This is a genomic window from Streptomyces sp. NPDC057900 (genome assembly GCF_042887885.1).
In the GTDB taxonomy this organism is placed as follows: Bacteria; Actinomycetota; Actinomycetes; order Streptomycetales; family Streptomycetaceae; genus Streptomyces.
This window is the reverse complement of record NZ_JBHVOI010000001.1, coordinates 49,217-68,513: the sequence shown is the minus strand read 5'-3', so window position 1 is coordinate 68,513 and position 19,297 is coordinate 49,217. Positions and strand designations below refer to the sequence as shown.

15 protein-coding genes are annotated in these 19,297 nt (G+C 70.6%); 9 read left to right on the top strand and 6 right to left on the bottom strand.

The features are described from left to right. Positions 1-76: 76 nt before the first annotated feature. Both ACFVQ0_RS00190 and ACFVQ0_RS00185 read right to left on the bottom strand, forming a co-directional pair. Positions 77-1,009: an ROK family protein gene (locus ACFVQ0_RS00190; RefSeq protein ID WP_390083000.1), complete on the bottom strand. Its 933-nt coding sequence runs from the start codon at positions 1,007-1,009 to the stop codon at positions 77-79. Beyond that, positions 1,006-2,718 (bottom strand): class I mannose-6-phosphate isomerase, encoded by a 1,713-nt coding sequence (locus ACFVQ0_RS00185; protein ID WP_390082999.1) that lies wholly within the window; start codon positions 2,716-2,718, stop codon positions 1,006-1,008. The genes ACFVQ0_RS00190 and ACFVQ0_RS00185 overlap by 4 nt, the downstream gene beginning before the upstream one ends. A 271-nt stretch (positions 2,719-2,989) precedes the next feature. Here ACFVQ0_RS00185 and ACFVQ0_RS00180 point away from each other — a divergent pair, with 271 nt between their 5' ends. The 5 genes from ACFVQ0_RS00180 (at position 2,990) to ACFVQ0_RS00160 (ending at position 10,487) form a co-directional block, all read left to right on the top strand. Continuing rightward, positions 2,990-4,306, top strand: coding sequence for an ABC transporter substrate-binding protein (locus ACFVQ0_RS00180; RefSeq protein WP_390082998.1), 1,317 nt, complete (start codon positions 2,990-2,992; stop codon positions 4,304-4,306). Next, positions 4,303-5,244 carry a carbohydrate ABC transporter permease gene (locus tag ACFVQ0_RS00175; protein WP_390082997.1) on the top strand — a complete coding sequence of 314 codons (942 nt, stop codon included), beginning with the start codon at positions 4,303-4,305 and terminating at the stop codon, positions 5,242-5,244. The genes ACFVQ0_RS00180 and ACFVQ0_RS00175 overlap by 4 nt, the downstream gene beginning before the upstream one ends. 2 nt (positions 5,245-5,246) lie before the next feature. After that, a complete protein-coding gene (locus ACFVQ0_RS00170) occupies positions 5,247-6,077 on the top strand; it encodes a carbohydrate ABC transporter permease (RefSeq protein ID WP_390082996.1) in 831 nt (276 codons plus the stop codon). 71 nt (positions 6,078-6,148) lie between these two features. Continuing rightward, positions 6,149-7,321 carry a glycoside hydrolase family 76 protein gene (locus ACFVQ0_RS00165; RefSeq protein ID WP_390082994.1) on the top strand — a complete coding sequence of 391 codons (1,173 nt, stop codon included), beginning with the start codon at positions 6,149-6,151 and terminating at the stop codon, positions 7,319-7,321. 76 nt (positions 7,322-7,397) lie between these two features. After that, positions 7,398-10,487, top strand: a complete 3,090-nt coding sequence (locus ACFVQ0_RS00160; RefSeq protein ID WP_390082993.1) for an alpha-mannosidase — start codon at positions 7,398-7,400, stop codon at positions 10,485-10,487. 108 nt (positions 10,488-10,595) lie between these two features. Here the strand turns inward: ACFVQ0_RS00160 and ACFVQ0_RS00155 are convergent, their stop codons facing one another. Then, the gene (locus tag ACFVQ0_RS00155) at positions 10,596-11,522 is read right to left on the bottom strand and encodes an SDR family oxidoreductase (RefSeq protein WP_390082991.1); all 927 of its coding nucleotides are present in this window, start codon (positions 11,520-11,522) and stop codon (positions 10,596-10,598) included. A gap of 212 nt (positions 11,523-11,734) precedes the next feature. Then, positions 11,735-13,636, bottom strand: coding sequence for an RICIN domain-containing protein (locus tag ACFVQ0_RS00150; RefSeq protein WP_390082989.1), 1,902 nt, complete (start codon positions 13,634-13,636; stop codon positions 11,735-11,737). Between the two features lie 279 nt (positions 13,637-13,915). Between ACFVQ0_RS00150 and ACFVQ0_RS00145 the strand changes: the two genes are divergently transcribed. Beyond that, positions 13,916-14,599 (top strand): TetR/AcrR family transcriptional regulator, encoded by a 684-nt coding sequence (locus ACFVQ0_RS00145; RefSeq protein ID WP_390082987.1) that lies wholly within the window; start codon positions 13,916-13,918, stop codon positions 14,597-14,599. A gap of 93 nt (positions 14,600-14,692) precedes the next feature. Here the strand turns inward: ACFVQ0_RS00145 and ACFVQ0_RS00140 are convergent, their stop codons facing one another. Further along, a complete protein-coding gene (locus ACFVQ0_RS00140; RefSeq protein WP_390082985.1) occupies positions 14,693-15,424 on the bottom strand; it encodes an SDR family oxidoreductase in 732 nt (243 codons plus the stop codon). A gap of 94 nt (positions 15,425-15,518) precedes the next feature. On the opposite strand from ACFVQ0_RS00140, the gene ACFVQ0_RS00135 reads away from it, so the two are divergent. Continuing rightward, complete coding sequence (locus ACFVQ0_RS00135) at positions 15,519-16,403, top strand: LysR family transcriptional regulator (protein ID WP_390082984.1); 885 nt, start codon at positions 15,519-15,521, stop codon at positions 16,401-16,403. Positions 16,404-16,412: 9 nt separating this feature from the next. Then, on the top strand, positions 16,413-16,952 hold the full coding sequence (locus ACFVQ0_RS00130; RefSeq protein ID WP_390082982.1) for a hypothetical protein: 540 nt from the start codon (positions 16,413-16,415) through the stop codon (positions 16,950-16,952). Positions 16,953-17,034: 82 nt separating this feature from the next. On the opposite strand, the gene ACFVQ0_RS00125 is transcribed toward ACFVQ0_RS00130, so the two are convergent. Next, positions 17,035-17,859, bottom strand: coding sequence for an SDR family oxidoreductase (locus ACFVQ0_RS00125; protein ID WP_390082980.1), 825 nt, complete (start codon positions 17,857-17,859; stop codon positions 17,035-17,037). 830 nt (positions 17,860-18,689) lie between these two features. Here ACFVQ0_RS00125 and ACFVQ0_RS00120 point away from each other — a divergent pair. Then, positions 18,690-18,908 carry an MbtH family protein gene (locus ACFVQ0_RS00120; RefSeq protein WP_390082978.1) on the top strand — a complete coding sequence of 73 codons (219 nt, stop codon included), beginning with the start codon at positions 18,690-18,692 and terminating at the stop codon, positions 18,906-18,908. Positions 18,909-19,297: the final 389 nt, after the last annotated feature.

Here is a 19,297-nt window from a genome sequence, read left to right as displayed (position 1 = left end):
CGCGAAATATCGTCGTCCGCCCGGAGGACGGGGGCGTGCATGGCGTCGCCCGGCAGACGGCGGTTCGAAGACGGGCCTAGGTCGGTACCGGGGGAGTGGCGGACCTGTGCAGAGCCCAGTGGGCGGCGCCGATGAGCGGCGCGTCGGCAGGACGCATGGCCGTGACGGTTGTGGGCGCGGTCCCCGGTGCCCACGAATCGAAGCCTGCCCGGATGGCAGGCCCCACGAGGTCCCAGGAGCCGGTCATCGATCCTCCGACGACCATGAGGTCGGGCCGGAACCGCTCGCACCAGGGAGCGAGCGCCCGTCCCAGTGCGCCGAAGCAGTGCCGGACCGTACGCAGGGCGTGGGCGTCCCCTGCGCGGGCCGAGCCGGCGATGTCGTGCACGTCCGGGAGGTCCGGGAGCCGCCCGGTGTCCGGCACGGCGGCGGTCCGGGCGTAGAACAGGCGGATCGCCCGTCGCGAGACCACCTCCTCCAGCGGGAGCCCGTCGACGGTGAGCCGGTGCGCCCTGCCGTCGGGCGGCACATCGGGGCCTTCCACGACCGGGTGCCCCCCGTCCAGGAACGAGGAGCCGACGCCGGTGCCGAGCGTGACGCATACGGCCCGGCCCCGGCCGGCGGCAGCGCCCGCCCGGTACTCGCCGATGGCGAAGGCATCGGCGTCGTTGACGAAACTGATGCCGCTCGGGGCCCCCGGGAGCCGGCCGAGCAGCTCCGCGCCCACGTCCACACCGTGCAGCGACTCGAACTTGCCGATTCCCCGGAAGCGCCCGACGCCCGTGGCGTAGTCGAAGGGGCCCGGTATCGCCACGCCCCAGCGAGCGGCTTCGGGGACGTCGATGTGGTGGGCGACCGCGGCGATGGCGTCGAGGAGTTCACCGGCCGGCGCGTCGGCGGGGACCGGTTGCCGTACGGCGGAGAAGGGGACGGGCGGCCGCGCCTCGGTGTCGACGACGGCGGCCGTCACATGCGTGCCGCCGATCTCCAGCACGGGAACGTGGCTCATACCGGCGTCACCAGGGACTTCACCACGTGCACCGGTCCGCTGCCTACCGGGTGCAGCCGGTAGGGGCCGACGGACGCGGGCACGGTGAGGGTCTCGGCGAAGGCGAGGTCGTGACGGATACCGCCGGCGGTCTCCACGACGATGCCGTCACCGGAGGAGACGTTGAGGATGTGGAAGCGGCCCTCGGTGTCGTCCTCCGCGGCCTCCGGTCCCTCGATCACGAAGCGGTGCACGGCGTAGAACATGCCGGGCAGCGCGCCGACGACCTCCTCGCGCCAGCCGGGGCCCTCGCGCAGGGTCCGCGGTTGCTGGACGAGGTCCTTCAGGACGTCGTCGCCGCGCCGGGAGGTGTCGAGGTTGGCGAAGGCGTGCGCGTACGAGAGCGGCCGCGGCGCACCGGAGACGCCCCTGCGCAGCCAGTCGTAGAAGCGCAGTGAGTAGAGGTAGGGCGTGGCGCTGATCTCCAGGACGAGGTTGCCCTCGCCGGACGAGTGCGGGGTGCCGGCCGGGATCATGAACAGCTGCCCCGCGTCCGCCGGGTGCTTCATGACGTGGTCCTCGACGCGCAGCGGAAGCCCGTCCGCGGCGGCCGCCTCGACCTCCTTGCGCATGACGTCCACGTCAGTACTGTCCCGCAGCCCGAGATAGACCTGTGCGCCGGGCTCGCTCGCGGTCACGTAGTACGTCTCGTGCTGGGTGTACGGCCAGCCGAACGTCTCCCGCATGTACCGCTCCCGAGGATGCAGGTGCAGGGACAGGTTGCCGCCGCCGACCGTGTCGAGGTAGTCGAACCGGATGGGGAAGGACGTGCCGAAGCGGCTGTGGACATCGGTGCCGAGGAACTCCTCGGGGTGGAGTTCGCAGAGCAGCTGGAAGGGGATCTCCACCTGGGCCGCCTCGTCCTGGCCGACCAGGATCCCGGCCTCGGGGGCGATGAGCTCGTAGCCGAGGGCCGTGTTGCCGCCCCGTGGCTCGAAGCCGAGCTCCCGCGCGGCCCACTGCCCGCCCCACGGGGTGGAGTTGAAGAAGGGGCGGGTGCGGACGGGGCCGGTCGCCAGTGCGGCGAGCGTGGCCCGCACGGCGTCGCCGTCCAGCGAGGCGGGGCCCCGCTCACCCTGCAGGTCGACCCATCGGTCCACCCGGTGGGCGACCGCGTCGCGGTGACGGTCGCCCACCGGCCAGTCGGTGTAGAAGAGGCTGCGCAGCTCACCGGGGGTTCCGGGACGGCCGAGGTTGGTGCCGAGCGGCAGTTCTCCCCGGGTGATCGCCTCCTCCGCGTACCGCCTGGGCAGGTCGGCCCACCACAGCAGGTCAGGTTCGGCGAGGGCGGCTCCGGGGCCGAAGACCAGCAGGACGCCGGCGCGCGGGCGCCGCTGGAGCGGGGGCGTCTCGAAGAGGTCGCCCATCGAGAACTCGGCGAGGGGCAGGAAGAACGGGTCCGCGTCCGGGCCCGGGACGCAGAGCCGTTCGACGGCCGCCGCGGACCAGAGGTCACGCACGTCGCACAGGGCGACCTCGGCGCCCCGGGCGCGCAGGGCGGCGGCGAGGGAGCCGGCGGCCCCCTCCCAGTCCAGTGCGGCGGGCCCGTCGAGGGCGAGGACGGTGGAGGCCGTCGGTACGTCCGCCGCGGCGGCCGCCCAGCCGGTGACGACGGTTCCGCCAGTGGCGGTGTACCGAGGGTTGCGTTCGTAGGGACGCGGCTGATGCACAGATGCTCCTGAGTAGGGGGACCGGCAAGCGGGTGAATGGTATCGATAACACTCCATGCGAACAAGAATTGCAAGATGGCATTCCCTTAGCACCCATGTTGAAGTGCGGATTTGTCTAAGCGCGCGAGAAACCCTTGTCTCAAACTCATGGTGTCGTTAACATCCTGGCAACCCGGAGCGCGGAGACGAACGGCGTACGTGCATCCGGTGGATCTCCACACCGCACCCCAGAGCCACGGATCCCCGGCGGGATCCAGAGGGAAGTGAACCCATGAGATCAACCGGCGGGACGACAGAGCAGTCGTCTCCCCCGCTTCGCCGACGCACCGTGCTGGCGGGCCTCGGGGCCGGCGCCGCGACCGTGCTGGCCGGCGGCTGCGCGCGGGGCGACAGCACCGCCTCCATACCCGGCACGACGTCACTGGCCAACGACAACGCGACCTGGGACGCGGGCTACGTCGCGGCCGGACGCGAACTGAAGAAGCTCACCGGCTACGCGCTGCGCCCGCTGTCCAATCCGAACCCCACCGCCTACACCCAGGTCACGCAGATCTCCCTGCAGACGACCAAGGCGACGGACCTCATCAAGTGGCAGTCGGGCTACAACCTCAAACAGCTCGCCCGTACCGGCAGCCTCACTGATCTGACGCGGGTGTGGGAGGCCTACGAGCGCAAGGGCTGGGTGACCAAGTCCCTGCGCGACGCGATGTCCTACCGGGGTTCCGTGTACGGGGTGCCCCTCTATCAGTCGTACTACGTGCTGTTCTACAACACGCGGGTGTTCGAGAAGCACAAGCTGCGGGCGCCCGGGACCTGGGACGAACTGCTGCACAACGCGGAGGTGCTCAAGAAGTCCGGCGTCACCCCGTTCGTCGCCACGCAGAGCGGCAACTGGCCCGCGTACGAGTGGTTCGAGGAGCTCATCAGCAAGGTCGACCCGGCCTTCTACGCCGACCTGATCGCGGGCCGGGCCCGGTACACCGATCCGCAGGCGCACAAGGCCATGCAGATCTGGCAGGACTTCATGAAGAAGGGCTGGATGACCCCGGCCGACTTCGACCAGAACAACGGCCCGGCCGCTCTGAAGACCGGCAAGGTCGGCATGTTCCTGCACGGTTCCTGGCAGTCGCAGGGACTGGCGGCGGCGGGAATGAAACCGGGGGAGGGCTTCGACGCCTTCGTCCTGCCCCCGGTCGACGCCTCCACGAAGCGGTCCGTCATCACCGAGGCGGGCGTCCTCGCCGTGCCGGAGAAGGCGGTGTCGCACGACGCCGCCATGGCCAACGCCGGCCACTGGCTGGACCCGTCCGTCCAGCGGGTCTGGACCGACTTCCTCCAGGACGGCTCGGCCAACCCGGAGGCGGTCACCTCCAATCCGGTCCTCGCCCGTCTCAGGAAGAGGGCGCTGCGCGAGCACTGGACCGAGCTGCCCCGCTACGGACAGTCCGGGCCGCCCAACCTCATGCAGGGGAACACCGATGACCTGGGAGCCTTCATGACACAGGCCATGTCACCCGAGGCGACGCTGCGCAGTATGGCGAGCCGTGCCGCCAAGGAGTGGGCGGCCTGGAACAAGGACGAATCATGACATCGGCAGTCGACAGGCGTCCCACGGCAGCCTCCTCATCCGCGCCGCCACCCACGCCCCCTCCGCGCACACCCCCGCGCGGGCTGAGGGACCGGGCTGCGGGAGCGGGCTTCCTGGCGCCCGCCGTCCTGTTCGTCGCGGCCCTGCTCCTCACGCCGTTCGCGGTGACGGTGTACCGGGGCTTCTTCAGCGACGGCCGGGTGTCCGGCTTCAGCTGGTTCACCAACTACGGGCTGTTCCTCAGCGATCCGGTCCTCGCGAAATCCATCGAGAACACCCTGATGTGGGTGGTCGGCACGGTCGCCCTGCCGCTGGTCCTGGGCCTCGGCATCGCCGTCATGACCAACGGGTCGGGGTGGTCCCGGGTGGCGCGGCTGCTCGTGGTCCTGCCGTACGCGATCTCCGGATCCGCCGTGGCCGTCGTGTGGAACTTCATCCTCACCACGGACGGCGCGGCCAACCAGGCACTCCAGGCGCTCGGCCTCGGCTCGTTCGCCCAGGGCTGGCTGCTCGAATGGCCGGGCAACACCCTCGTCATGATCGTCGCGAACACCTGGCAGTCCACCGGTGTGGCCGTGATCCTCTTCCTGGTCGGTCTGCAGACCATCCCACCGGAGACCCTGGAGGCCGCGTCCCTCGACGGGGCCGACGGGCTGCGGAAGTTCTGGTACGTCGTCATGCCGCAGCTGCGGACCGTCTCCGTGATCGTCGTCGGCAGCAGCCTGGTCAACGGGCTCAAGTCGTTCGACCTGATCTGGGTGCTGACGCAGGGCGGCCCCGGCCGCAACTCCGAGACGCTCGCGGTCTCGATGTACCAGGAGACGTTCCTCGCGCTGCGTCCCGGCGCCGGGGCGGCCGTCGCCGTCGTCCTCACCGTCATCGTGCTGCTGGCCTCGTGGCTGTATCTGCGGCGCCAGCTCACCCCGAAAGGCGCATGAGCATGTCCACCCGCCGTATCACCGCCGGCACCGCCGTCCGCAACACCGTCCTGGTGCTGGTCTCCCTCCTCTGGGCCGTCCCGACCTGGCTGCTGGTGGTCAACGCGATGGTGCCCGCCGCCGAGTACGGCGGCAGCCCGCACTGGCTGCCGCACGGGGGCTTCGGTCTCTTCGACAACATGTCGCAGGCGTGGACCCGGGCCAGGCTGGGCCCCGCCATGGGCAACAGCCTGCTCTACGCGGTGACCAGCTCGGCCGCGGCGATCGTGGTCGCCACGACCGCCGCGTTCGCCACCGTGATCATGCCCGTGAAGCGCAAGGCGCTGTGGTTCTGGCTGATCTACTCGGGCACCCTGCTGCCCCTCCAGGTCTTCCTGCGGCCGTTGTTCCTCGCGTACGCGCGCACCGGCCTCTACGACGCGCAGATCGGCCTGTTCGTCGTCTATGTCGCGGTGGCGATCCCGTTCGCCTACTTCATCATGCGCAACTTCGCCCAGACCCTGCCCGGTGAGGTGATCGAGGCCGCGAGGCTGGACGGCGCGTCCTGGTGGCGGGTCTTCTGGCAGATCCACGTGCCGCTGTCCAGGTCCGCGATGATCGCGGCGTTCGTCTTCCAGTTCGTCGCCGTCTGGAACGACCTGCTCTTCGGGATCACCCTGTCCACCAGCCGCAACATCCGTCCGGTGATGGCCGCGCTCGCCGAGCTCCAGGGCAACTACTCCAACGTCGGGCCCCCGGTGGTGCTGGGCGGAGCGCTCCTCGTCTCGCTGCCGACCGTCGTCCTGTTCTTCTCCGCTCAGCGGTTCTTCGTCAGCAGTCTCAAGCTCGGCTGAGCCCGGCCGCCGAGACGGCAAGGACCCGCCCCCGCTCCGACGCCCCGAGCCGACCCCCGAAAGGCACCCCGGTGAAGATCCCCGCCCGCACCGCCCTCGCGCTGGCCGCCGCCCCGCTGCTGTGCGCCGCCCTGTGCCCCACGCCCGCCGCCGCACTGCCGGCAGCGGACCCGTGGAAGGACCGCGCGGTCCACACGTACGACGCGCTCCAGGAGCACCTGTACCAAGGGCCGGAGAACCACGGCCTGTACCAGGAGAAGTTCCCGCGCCAGAGCACCGACAACGCCCATTCCTACCTGTGGCCGATGCGCGAGGCGGCCGCCGCGACGGTCGACATGGCCGGCCTCCCCGGTGAGGGCGCGCACTACACGGCGGACGCGGCCGAGCGCTTCGCCACCCTGGAGCTCTACTTCGAGCCCCGCGACGGCCGGCCCGGCTACGACTCGTACCTCCCCGCACCGCTCGGCCAGGGCGGCGACGTCTTCTACGACGACAACTCCGTGGTGGGCCTCTCCCTGCTGGACCAGTACCGCGCCACCGGAGACACCGGCTACCTCCACCGGGCCGAACTGACCTTCGACATAGTCAGCCGAGGCTGGGACGACGACCCGGCCAAGGAGTGCCCCGGCGGGATGGACTGGGTCGACTCCCCGGCCAACACCATGCGCGCCGCCAACGTGACGGGCCTCGCGGCGGAACTCGCCGCCCGCCTGAACCAGGAGACGCACCAGAGCCGCTACCTGACCAGCGCCCAGAAGTGGTACGAGTGGAACTGGTCCTGCCTGCGCGAGTCACCGGGGCTCTACCGCAACAGCCGGGGCGACGACGGAACCGTCGACCCCACCCTGTGGAGCTACAACTCCGGAGCCATGATCGGGACCGCGACGACGCTCTACCAGGTCACCGGGGACCGCTCCTACCTCAAGCGCGCCGTACAGGACGCGGACGGCTCGCTCGCGTACTGGAAACAGGGCGAGCGACTGCACGACCAGCCGGCGATCTTCAACGCGATCTACTTCGACAACCTCCGGACCCTGTCCGGGGCGCACCCGGGCCAGGCCTACCGGCAGGTGGAGAAGGCCTACGCGGAGCGCGTCTGGAAGGAGAACCGGGACCCGTCGAACGGTCTCTTCCGCTTCCAGCCCTCGGGCGGCGGCGACTACGACCCCTCCGCTCCCGCGGAGACCCTCGAACAGTCCGCGATGGTCCAGATCTTCGCGGGCCTGGCCACCGACGGCTCCTGACCGCCCCCTTGCCGTCCGCCCCTCCACGTCCCGCACCCCCCGAACCGGCACCACGCCAGAGCGGAGAACCCTCTCCATGCCCCGCCCCGACCTGTCCCGCCCCTCCTGGTGGGACTCCGACATCGCCCGCGACATCCTGCGCGACCGCGGCGTGAGCGCCACCGGAGTCCTCGGCGGACACCCCGTCCGGCTCTCCTGCGAGCCACTCCTGCGCCACGACGGCGACGGCGGCCTCCTGCAGTCCGTACGGGTAGGGGCAGGCCGCCCCCTCACACGGGCCCACGTCACCACCCTGTCCGGTACGTCCGTGCGCTGCGAGCTGATACCCGGCCCGGACGGCGACACCCGGCTGCTGGTCCCCGAGGTGGACTCGCCCCTCGCGGTCCAGGTGGAACTGCCCGAGCTGGCACCCGGCGAGCACGTCGAGGTGCTGCTGACCCCGCAGCGGCACTGGACGCTGCACCTGGTGCAGCACGCCCACCTCGACATCGGCTACACCGACCCGCAGGGGACGGTGCTCGCCGAGGGCCGCAAGTACCTCGACTCCCTCCTCGAACTGTGCCGCGCGACGGACGACCGGCCCGACGCCTCGATGTTCCGCTGGGCGGTCGAGGGCTTCTTCAGCTTCGAGAACTGGTCGGCGAACCGCCCGCCCGAGCAGGTGGCCCGGTTCCTGGAGCGGGTGCGGGAGGGCCGTATCGAGCTGACCGCGATGCCGTTCAACCTGCACACGGAGACCTGCTCCACCGACGAGCTGCACGAACTGCTGCGCCCTGTGAGGGAGCTGCGCGAGCGGCACGGCATCGACATCACCACGGCGATGCAGACGGACGTCCCCGGTCAGGTCGTCGGGCTCCCCGACGTACTCGCGGACAGCGGCATCCGCTATCTCTCGGTGGCCCACAACTGGGCCGGCCGGGCAGTCCCGCACCACACCGGCGGCGGAGAGCTGCCCCGGCTGTTCAGGTGGCAGGCGCCGAGCGGCCGCGGCGTACTGGTGTGGCGCACGGACACCCCGCACGGGCTGGCGTACATGGAGGGCTCGATCCTGGGCTTCGACGAGTCCTTCGACCGGGTCGACGACCTCCTGCCGCACTACCTGTCGGCGCTGGCCACCCACCAGTACCCGCACGAGGGACGCGGCATCCCCGGCTTCCCGGTCCTGGACGAGGAGTTCAAGGGCGACCCGTATCCCTGGGACATCCTGCACCTGCGGGTGCTGGGCAAGTTCGCGGACAACGGCCCGCCGCGCCGGGTCATCGCGGACACCGTGAACCGGTGGAACGAGGAGTGGGCCTTCCCCACCCTTCGCACCTCACGCAACGAGGACTTCTTCGCCGACGCGGAGGCCCGGTACGGCGACCGGCTGGAGACCTTCGAGGGCGACTGGAGCGACTGGTGGGTGGACGGCGTCGGCGCCGGTGCCGTCCCGCTCGCCGCCACCCGTGACGGCCAGGCGGCACTGGCCGACGCCCAGTCGGTGGCCGGGCACGCGGAGATCCTCGGCGCGGCGGGCGCCGGGATCACCGCGGCGGCTCCCGAGGTGTACCGGGCGGCCTCACTGTTCAACGAGCACACCTGGGGCGGCGGCGACCCGTGGACGCACGGCGACCACGGCCACGCGTCCGGGGAACGTCAGTGGCACTGGAAGTACGCGCAGGCGCTGCGCGCCCACGACGACGCGAAGACCCTCCTCGACGGTGCCGGTGCGGCCCTCGGCGGCCGGCTCGCGCCGCGTGCGGGCACCCTGGCCGGCTTCTACGTCACCAACACGTGCAGCTGGACCCGTTCGGAGACGGTCCGGCTCTTCCTCCCCGAGAGCACGGTCCCGCTGGAGGACCCGGTCCGGGTGCTCGACGCGCGCGACGGCTCACCGCTGGAACACACCGAGGAGGCGCAGACCAACGAACTGCACCGGGCCGCCGGCCGCTTCCTCCTGTTCCAGCTCATTGATGTGCCCGCGCACGGGGCGGTGCGGGTGGACATCGTCGCGGGGGAGCGGACCCCACCCGCCCACGCGGGCGACGACACGCGGCCCACCGTCCTGGAGAACGAGTTCCTCCGGGTGAGCGTCGACCTGCGGTCGGCGTGGATCAGCTCGGTCACCGACAAGCGCACCGGCCGGGAACTGGTGCGTCAGGACGCCACCCTCGGCCTCAACGGCTACGTGTACGACGAGTACGCCACGGCAGGCGGCTTCAACCACCAGTCGAGCAAGACCACCGCGAACGGCTCGATGCACCTCCTCGCCTCCCGCACGGCCGCCCCGCCGGCCGCGCTGGTGGACCGCTTCCGTGACGCCACCGGGGAGACACTGGTCTACGAGTGCGCACCGGCCGGCACGGAACAGCTGCGGGTACGCGTCCACCTCCCGCACGGGCAGGCCCGCATCGATCTGGAGAACCGGATCGTGAAGCCCGCGACCCTGACCAAGGAGAGCGCGTTCTTCGCCTTCCCGTTCGCGATGCGGCAGCCGGCCGTCCGGATGGAGGCCACCGGCGGCATGACGGGCACCGCTCTGCCGACCGTGCCGGGGTCCGCACAGCACATGCGCGCGGTGCGGCGCTGGGTGAGCTTCGAGGAGGACACCGTGGTCGCCGCGGTGGCGACCCAGGACGCCCCGCTCGTGCAGGTGGGCGGAATCGCGATCCCGTACGCGCCCTATCCGCAGTCGCTCGCCCAGGACGAACCCGGCACCCTCTTCTCCTGGGTCCACAACAACATCTGGGACACCAACTTCCCCTCCGAGCAGGCCTTCGACCACGTGTTCCGCTATAGCGTGGCGGTGGCGGAGGCCCCGCACACCACCGGACCCGAGCTGGGTATGCGCACCGCGGCCACCGGCAGCCGCCCGCTCCTCGCCGTACGCGCCCTGGGCGAGCAGACCGGGGAACCGGCGGCCTGCTACGGACTGCTGACCGTCGGAGACCCGAGGGTTCGCGTCGTCGGGCTCACCGTTCCCGCCCCCGGACAGGTGCTGGTCAGGCTCCAGTCCTATGCCGAGGAGCCGGTCGCCTGCCGGATCACCCCGGGCTTCCCGGTCACGGAGACGGTCGCCGCCGACTACCTCGGCGCGGCCGGCGCGCCCCTGGAGCCGGACACCGGGGGCGCGACGACCATCGATGTGCCGACGCTGGGGACCCGGGCGGTGCTGCTGCGCCTGTAGCCACCCGGTGCGGGCCCGGACCGGCGTCGGAGTGCGCCGCCCGGTGCCGGGCCGGGGCGTGGACAGCCACCGCTGTCCGCCGCCCCGGCCCGGCCCGAGCGGCGGGCATCACCGGTACAGGTCGGCGTCCACCGGCTCGTCCGTGTTCTCGGAGTCGATCAGGAAGCGCCAGCAGTCCGGACGCGAACCGTCCAGGTCGGTGAAGCCGTACTCCCGTGCGAGCTGCCCGCTGGACAGCGACTCGCCGTTCCACCGCGCCACGTCGGCGTCGCCGGCCAGCGCGGCGACCGCCCGCCCGATGTAGGCAGGGCTCTCGGAAATACCGAAGTGCGGCACCTCTGCCAGCGCGTCGCGCCAGTTGCCCTCGGCGACGCCGAACCCGTCGAGCATCATCTCCGAGCGCAGCCAGCCCGGGGTGAGCGCCACCGCCGTTCCACCGTGCGGCTTCAACTCGTGAGCGAGCACGAACGCCATGCGCAGCACACTGTTCTTGACCAGGTCGTAGAAGTACGAGTTGCGGTAGCGCGCCGAGTTGTACGCCGACGTTCCATCGGTCATCTCGACCACGAGCCCGCCGGGCCGGCGCACCAGCAGCGGCAGCAGGAAGTGGCTGGTGACCGCGTGGGTCTCCACGCCCAGCCGGAGCAGCCGCAGCCCGTTGTCGAGGTCGTGCTCCCACACCGGTTCGTCGAACGCGAACAGCTTCTCACCGCCCCAGATGTCGTTGACCAGGACATCGAGTCGGCCCTGCTCGGCATCGATGCGCCCGGCCAGCTCCCGGACCTCCTTGGGCACCAGGTGGTCGGTCGGCACCGCGATACCGGTTCCGCCCGCCGCGGTGACGAGCTCCGCGGTCTCCTCGATCGTCTCGGGCCGGTCGTACTCCGAGCGCCGCTCACGCGTCGTGCGCCCGGTGACGTAGACCGTGGCGCCCGCGGCGCCCAACCGGACCGCGATGCCGCGCCCAGCACCTCTGGTGGCACCCGCTACCAGGGCGATCTTCCCTTCGAGGTCCGGTTCCGGTGTTTCGGGCATGAATCCCATGGAGTTCCCTGTCTGTCCGCATGGCGTGGCCCGCGCCCTGTTGTCGACGCCGACCCGTCCGCCCATGCTCGATCGGAAACCCGACATCTTGTGTCGTATATGCCAGGAGGGACCCCCGCGAGTCGTCCTGCTCGCGGGGGCCCCTCCGTTCCGGCGGCTGCCGGACGTGGCCCGACGGCCGCGGCCCGCCCGGACCGCGCGCGTCAGCCGTCCAGCGAGAACGTCTGCGCCGGTGATCCGTCGCAACCCCGCTGCGACAGCCTGGCGCCGTCCGCGGTGGAGGCGCCGTCCACGGACAGGCACTTGCCGCTGTTGACCGCGACGAAGCGGTACCGCCCGGCCGGGCCGGCGGACTCCGCCTTCCACTGCTGGTTGGTGCCTCCCACATATGTCCACAGGTGCACCCTGGTGCCCGCCGCGGTGGCGCCGGGGCCGCCGTCGACGTCCCACACCTTGGTGTTGTGCCGGTTGACGACCTGGTAGGCGCCGTCCCCCACGGGCCGGAACTGCCAGCTCTGGTTGGCTCCGGTGCCACAGCTCCACTGCTGGAGCGCGGTCCCGTCCGCCGTGCCCCAGTCGGCGGCGTCGAGGCAGCCACCGCTGCCGATGTTCCTCACCCGGTACCAGGCGGCCGGATCGATGGAACCCTCGGCGGGCGGCACGGTCGTTCCGCCGTCGCCGCTCCACACGAAGGTGGCGACCGCGCCGGCGGGCAGCGTGTAGACGAGCGACTTGCCGTTGTCGGTCAGCGAGAACCGCTGCGCGCCGGAAGCGGTGTTCACGACGTACGCGGCACGGGTGCCGTCCGGGTTCTGGAAGGCGACGTTCTCCACCCCGCCGTTGCCCTGGCTGGTGGAGCCGATGCGGGTGGCGCCGGGCCTGACGAACTTGCTTACGTGACCGAGCACGTAGTACTCGGCGTTGCGGGTGACGTTGCCGCCCGCGATCTCCACGACCCCGTTGCAGCGATCGGCGCAGCCGCCCTGGTGCGGTCCGCCGTTCTGGTCCAGGGCGAGGTTCCAGTCGATGACCGTCTCGCCGCCGTTGCGCATGTTCTGCACGACGAGGTTCTCGGCGTGCCACTTGAGGGTGTCGGCGAAGGTGGTGGACCGGTCGGCGCTCTCGGTGCCGGAGCACTCGGTGAAGAAGACGCGCTTCCCCGCGTCGATGACCTGCTGCTGCGCGGCGGGAGTTCCGCCGTAGCAGTGGAAGGCCGCGCCGATCACCCGGTTGATGCCCCGGGTCCCGTCGAACACACCGATCGGGTAGTTGGGGTGGTCCCAGTTGTGGTCGAACGCCAGGAGATTCGTGGGCAGACCGGCCGAGGTGAGAGCGCGGTCGAGCACCTTGAAGAATTCGGCCTGCTCCGACGACGTCATGGTCATCGACGGGTAACTCGCCGCGAACTCCGGCTCGTTCTGGGCGCTCAGGTCGGTGAGGGTGATGCCCTGCTGCCCGTATGCCCGGATCGCCTTGACCAGGTAGTCGGCGTACGCCTGATAGCTCTCGGGCTTGAGGCTGCCGCCGTTGAGGGCGTTGTTGGTCTTCATCCAGGCGGGCGGGGTCCAGGGGGTGCCCATGAAGCGGATCGAGGAGTTGACCGCTGTGGCCTGCTTGAGGACCGGGATGATCTCGGCCTTGTCCCGGTCGATGGAGAAGGACCCGGGCGTGTCCTCGTAGGTGTAGAGGCTGCTGTCGGCGTTGAAGTCGCTGCTGCCGAGGGGCTGGCGCAGGTAGCTGAGGCCGATGCCGTCGCCGCCGGTGGAGAACAGCGAGGCCATGAGCGCGTCGCGCTTCTCCTGCGGAAGGCCCTGGATGAGGTGGGCGGAGGCGCCGGTGACCGAGGCGCCGGCCCCGGTGAACCGCTGGCCCTTGTTCGTGCCATCGATGCGTATGTCGACGGGCTGCGCGGATCCGTCGAACGGGACGGTGCCCTCGGCGGAGAGCTTCTTTCCGCCGTCGGGGGTGGTGACCCATACCTGTGCCGTGGGGTCTGCGGCCTGCGCGGCTGTACCGCTGCCGGCCAGGCCGACGGCCGCCACGGCCATCACGAGGGCGGCGCCCGCGGCGCGCGTCCGTGGGCGTAGGGGACTGGCGTGGAACATGTGCGGCTCTCCTTCGGCTGTGTCGCTCGTGCCGGCGGCGACGAAGCCCGGGGAGGGCCTCGTCGCCGGGAGCGGCGACGGCAGGAGCGGGGAGGCCGTGCCGCATCCCTTCCGGCCGTGGCGGGGCGAGTTCCTTGGGATGACGGCGATATAGAAGCACACCTACTAAGTGGTTAGTAAGTGGTTGGTCCCGGCTTTCCTCCGCTGCCCCGACGGGCCCCTGGTCAGCGGCGCGGGCTCAGCCCCCGTACCGAAAATCCCAGCCCTTAAGCTGTGCCGGTGAGCAACCAGTCAGCGGACGGGCCGGGCCGAGCGGCCACACCCCGCACGCCCCGAAGCCCGGAAGCCCGGAAGCGGCAGCGGGACATCCTGCACATCGCGACGGACGCCTTCGCCGCCCGCGGCTACAACAACGCCTCGCTCGCCGAGATCGCCGACCGGGCCGGTCTGACCCAGGCAGGGGTCCTGCACTACTTCCGGTCCAAGTCGCTCCTGCTCACCAGCGTCCTCGAACTCCGCGACCAGACGGACATCGAGCAACTGGGCCCCGACCGTCCTCGCGGACTGGACTTCCTGCGCCACCTGGTCGACACGGCGCACCGCAACGCCGAACGCGAAGGCATCGTCCGCCTCTACGCCGTGCTGTCCGCGGAGTCCGTCACGGACGACCATCCGGCGCAGGACTACTTCCGCGACCGGTACGAGGGGCTGCGAGCGTTCGTCGCCGACGCGCTGCGCGAGGCGTGCGACCTGCCGGAAGAGGACGCGAAGAAGGCCGACGACGCGGCCAACGCCGTCATCGCAGTGATGGACGGCCTGCAGGTGCAGTGGCTGCTGGCGCCCGACGCCGTGAACATGGCGGCCTCGACCGACCTTGTGGTCACGGCCCTCCTGGCAGCGCTCGCGCCCCACAAGTCCGGCCCGAGCGACGCCCCGAAGCCGGACCGGGCCGGACTCCAGTAACCCGGTCGGGCCGCCGCGACGATGCCGGGCCCGGCAGCCGTCCGGAGCATGCCCCGACGCCCGTGCTCACTCTCCGACTCCGACCTACGCGGGTCACCAGGGGACTTCACCGGCGTCCTCGAAGAACTTGCCGGTCGGGCCGCCGTCGGGCAGGGTCGCGAGTTTGACGGCGATCGCGGCGCCCTGTTCCGGGGTACGCACCCCGCGGAAGCCGTTGAGGTCGGTCGCCACGTAGCCGGGGCAGCCGACGTTGATCAGGATGTTCGTGCCGTCCAGCTCCCGGGCGTACTGAAGGGTGACAGCGTTCAGGAACGTCTTGGACGGCGCGTACGCCACGGCCACCGGACCCGTCGTCTGCTCGGCGGCGGTTCCCGACTGCCGGGCGAGGGAGCCGACGCTGCTGGACATGTTCACGATCCGGGGCGAGGCGGAGCGGCGCAGCAGGGGCAGCATCGCGTTGGTCACCCGGACGACGCCGATCACGTTGGTCTCCACGACCGTCCGGATGATGTCGGGATCGACCTGGGTGGGCTCCTGCGGCATGCCGCCGGTGATGCCCGCGTTGTTGACGAGCACGTCGAGCCGCCCGGCCTGCTCCTCGATCAGCCGCGCGGCGGCGGTCACGCTCGCATCGTCGGTCACGTCCAGCGGTACGCCGAACGCGTCGACACCGGCCGCGCGCAGCCGCTCCACCGCGGACCTACGGCGCTCATCGTCGCGGGCGCCGATACCGACGCTCCAGCCGAGGGCGCCCAGGCCCGTGGCGATCTCGTAGCCGATTCCCTTGTTCGCGCCGGTGACCAGCGCAATTGTCCGTTCGCTCATGGGGTCAATGCTGCCTTCGCGGCCCGGCCGAGTCCAAGACCGACAGGGTGGACACCGATACCGTCAGGGTATCGATCCCGGGTACCGTGGCGATATGGAGACCCGGGAACTGCGCTATTTCGTCGCCGTCGCCGAAGAGTTGCACTTCGGGCGAGCCGCACAGCGGCTTGAGATCGCGCAGCCGCCCCTGTCACGGGCGATCCAGCAGCTCGAACGCCGCCTCGGGGCGGCGCTGCTGGATCGGACCAGCCGCACCGTTACGCTGACCGAGGCCGGCGCGGTGCTGCTGGCCGAGGGCAGAGCGGCCCTCGAAGCGGTGGACGCCGCCGAACGCCGGGCCCGCCGTGCCGCACATTCCTCGACCGGCAGCCCCGGCCTGGTCCTGGTCACGAAAGCCAGCGCGTCCAGAGAACTGCTGGCGGAACTGCTCGACGCGTACGCCGCCGAACCCGGCGCGGTCCCCATCGACGTCATCCTGTGCGGCCCGTCCGAGCAGCAACGACTCCTGCGCCAGGGCCGGGCCGACGTGGCTCTGCTGCACCGGCCGTTCGACTCGACGGCCGGGTTCGACGCGGAAGAGCTCGCCACGGAGGGGCAGGTCGTGGTCCTGCCGTCCGGACATCCGCTCACTGCCCGGCCCCATGTGCGCATGGCCGAAATCACCGATCTGCCGGGCCTGCCCCTGCCGCGCTGGCCCGACCCCGACGGCACCTACCCGCCCGGCCCCGGCCCGCAGGTCCGCGACCACGCGCAGTTGTTGCAACTCGTCGCACTCGGCCGTGCCTGCGCGGTCTCCCCGGAGTCGTGCCGAGCCCAACTGCCCAGTGACCTCGCGGCCGTACCCGTGCTGGACGCGCCGACCGTCACCACCGTGATCGCCTGGCCACCGCACAGCAGGTCCAGAGCCGTCGCCGACCTTGTCCGGACCGCGACAGGTCTCCAAGGACTGCCGAACACGGCGTTCCCGGACAGCCCCTAGGGTGCGAGCATGGCCATCGCCCGCGCCCACGAACCCGTCCTGCTGGACCCCAAGGGGCCGGTGATCACAGCGATCGCGTTCACTGTGGGCGCGGTCCTGTTCCTCGGTGCGGGAGGGGCCTTTGTCTATGTCACCGTCCGCACTGTCGCCGACCTCGGTGAGACCGGCGCGGGGTGGGCGTGGGCCGGCGCGGGCCTCGCCCTGGCAGCGGCGTGCATCGCCTGCGCCGGGTTGTCCACCCTCCTCTTCGCCCGCGAGGAACGGCGGGCCACGCTCCAGCTCGCCGCCCTCGGCGTCGAGGCGACCGCCGTGGTCCTGGCGGTCGCCTCAGCCCCGCCGACCAACGACGACCACCACCAGGTCCGGCTCCTGACGCGTATCAGCGGCCCCGGTTTCGAATCCTTCGAGTGCGGCAACGAAGTCCCGGCGTACCGGTTCGGCAGCGCCACCCCGGGGACTGTGCTGCCGGCCCGGGTCAACCCGGTCACCCGCGCGTTCACCATCGAACGACCGGCTGCGCCCCCGGCCCCCGCGGCCGGAGACGCGTAGCGGCGACGCGAACCGCTTCCCGTATCCGGGACGTCGTGTCCAACAGTGAGGCGGCCGCGATGGCCAGGTCACCGGCCCCGGCTCAGCCCTGCGCCAGCTCTGCCACGGGCTGCCACTTCTCCCAGACGGCGAGCCGCTGCTCGTAGTCGGCCTTGGCGATACCCAGCGGCGCCGAGCCGAAGAAGCAGCGCAGCGGCGGCTCGTCGGCGTCGACGATCTCCAGCACGGCAGCGGCGGACGCGGCCGGGTCGCCAGGCGTGCCGACGCGCTTGCGGCGCTGCTCCTGCACCTCCTTGTGGAAGTCGGCGTACGCGGGCAACGGGTCGGACGTGCTCGACGACGAACCCGCCCAGTCGGTGGCGAAGCCACCGGGCTCGATCAGCGTGACCTTGATGCCGAACGGCGCCACTTCCTGCGCCAGCGCCTGGCTGATGCCTTCCAGCGCCCACTTCGACGCGTGGTAGATCCCGACCAGCGGGAAGGCGCTGATGCCTCCGATGGAGGAGACCTGGAGAATGTGGCCGCTGCCCTGCTCGCGCAGCAGCGGCAGCGCCGCCTGGGTGATCCACAGGGCCCCGAACAGGTTGGTGTCCAGCTGCGCCCGCGCCTCGGCCTCCGTGAGTTCCTCGACCAGGCCGAAGTGGCCGTAACCGGCGTTGTTGACCACCACGTCCAGACGCCCGAACCGTTCGTGCGCCTGCTGCACGGCGGCGAAGTCGGCGTCCCGGTCCGTCACGTCGAGGCGCAGAGGCAGCAGCCGTTCTCCGTACTTCTCGCGAAGGTCATGCAGCGTGGAGAGGTCGCGCGCGGTCGCGGCCACCGAATCGCCGCGTTCCAGGGCGGCCACGGCCCACTCCCTGCCGAAGCCGCGCGAGGCGCCGGTGATGAACCAGATCTTCTGCGTCATGGTGTGCTCCTCCAGAAACCCGTCATCCGCTCGGACAACATCTCCCGCCAGACAACACCTTCGAGTGGACTCGAAGACAAGTGGTCCGGTACGTGGCGGCCGCCGAAAACGCCGAAGCCGGCAGCGCCGTGGCCGAGGGATTCGCGTGGTCAACCGCCGCACCGGGGTCCAGGAGCTGACCGGCGCGGACCGGGGCGGCGCGTGGGGAGGCCGTGTCCTGAGCGCTCCCGGAGGCGTTGGCCCTCCGGGAGTGCGGCGAACTGGCGCGTCCGGCCCGGCCGGTCTCACGCCGGACGACGGGCACCCCCTCTGCCCTTGGCTCTCTTTGGCTGGGTGGGACGGGGGGCGCAGGTGGGGCGCGTACCCCGGCGCACGGGAGCGCGGTGTGATCTCGGTGTGCCAGAACGTCAGCTGGCGTACGCCACCGACTATCCAAATTCGATCGGGTCGTATTCGGTGATACTCACACAATAGGGACATGGGATGGCTGAATGTTTCTGTTGTGATTCCCCTGGCATATGTCTCGGCGGTGTCCCGGCCGTTGCGGTCCCATTGGGTACGCGCGGGCAAAGGGCTGAATTTGCGTCTTCGGCCGTCGAATGTCCTCTATTGTGATTGGCGTGAGCGAGCCAAGTCGGGGGGATCCGGCTCGGTCATCGGTGCAACGTCGGTATCCCGAGGCGTAACGAATCTTCGCCCCGCATGGTCTGGATATCGCACCGTGAGGGGGCGGTCGGTTCGGTGCGTCGCTGTGGACATCGATTTGCGGCGTGCCAGAAAAGGCTGATGAACATGTCGTGGAAAGTGCGAGAACAAGTGGGGGGACGGTCGTGACCAATCCTTTCGATGACGAGTCGGGGCGGTTCGTGACGCTGGTGAATGGCGAGGGACAGTACTCGCTGTGGCCGGCGCACATCGAAATCCCGGGCGGCTGGAGCGTGGGCGGCCCGGAAGGATCGCGTCAGGAGTGTCTGGACGCGATCGAGGCCGAGTGGACCGATATGCGGCCCACCAGCCTGGTGCGGATGATGGAGGCCGACGCCGGATAGGAGGGCGTCCGAGCCCTTGACGCCGCCGTAGGCGACCACCTGGGGCGGGCATGTTCCGGTGCTCCAGTCCGATCGTCTTCGCTCGCAACCGAGCAGAATCGATCAGGCTGGAGCGGCAATCATTCACGTCTGACCCATGAGCGATCATGTCGCCCTTGTTTGGCTTTCGTGAATCATTAATGGACTGACTCGCGGATCGTCCTCGATGCGTGAAGTCGGTGGTGTGCCTGTCGATCCACCGGGCCGACAGGGACTCCACCATGTCGATGCCATGGGTTCGGCGACGCTTCTCCGTGATTTCATCTGTCCGCCGTCGCCCAAATGTGATGCGTCGGCGCGGGTGGTTTTGTCGCGCCCTCTCCGTCCCCCGTAAATCTCTCCCCAAAGGT

Coding starts and splice junctions, on each gene's coding strand:
- ACFVQ0_RS00190 (WP_390083000.1), bottom strand. CDS start 1,009: ATGAGCCACGTTCCCGTGCTGGAGATCGGCGGCACGCATGTGACGGCC.
- ACFVQ0_RS00180 (WP_390082998.1), top strand. CDS start 2,990: ATGAGATCAACCGGCGGGACGACAGAGCAGTCGTCTCCCCCGCTTCGC.
- ACFVQ0_RS00175 (WP_390082997.1), top strand. CDS start 4,303: ATGACATCGGCAGTCGACAGGCGTCCCACGGCAGCCTCCTCATCCGCG.
- ACFVQ0_RS00170 (WP_390082996.1), top strand. CDS start 5,247: ATGTCCACCCGCCGTATCACCGCCGGCACCGCCGTCCGCAACACCGTC.
- ACFVQ0_RS00160 (WP_390082993.1), top strand. CDS start 7,398: ATGCCCCGCCCCGACCTGTCCCGCCCCTCCTGGTGGGACTCCGACATC.
- ACFVQ0_RS00155 (WP_390082991.1), bottom strand. CDS start 11,522: ATGCCCGAAACACCGGAACCGGACCTCGAAGGGAAGATCGCCCTGGTA.
- ACFVQ0_RS00150 (WP_390082989.1), bottom strand. CDS start 13,636: ATGTTCCACGCCAGTCCCCTACGCCCACGGACGCGCGCCGCGGGCGCC.
- ACFVQ0_RS00140 (WP_390082985.1), bottom strand. CDS start 15,424: ATGAGCGAACGGACAATTGCGCTGGTCACCGGCGCGAACAAGGGAATC.
- ACFVQ0_RS00135 (WP_390082984.1), top strand. CDS start 15,519: ATGGAGACCCGGGAACTGCGCTATTTCGTCGCCGTCGCCGAAGAGTTG.
- ACFVQ0_RS00130 (WP_390082982.1), top strand. CDS start 16,413: ATGGCCATCGCCCGCGCCCACGAACCCGTCCTGCTGGACCCCAAGGGG.
- ACFVQ0_RS00125 (WP_390082980.1), bottom strand. CDS start 17,859: ATGACGCAGAAGATCTGGTTCATCACCGGCGCCTCGCGCGGCTTCGGC.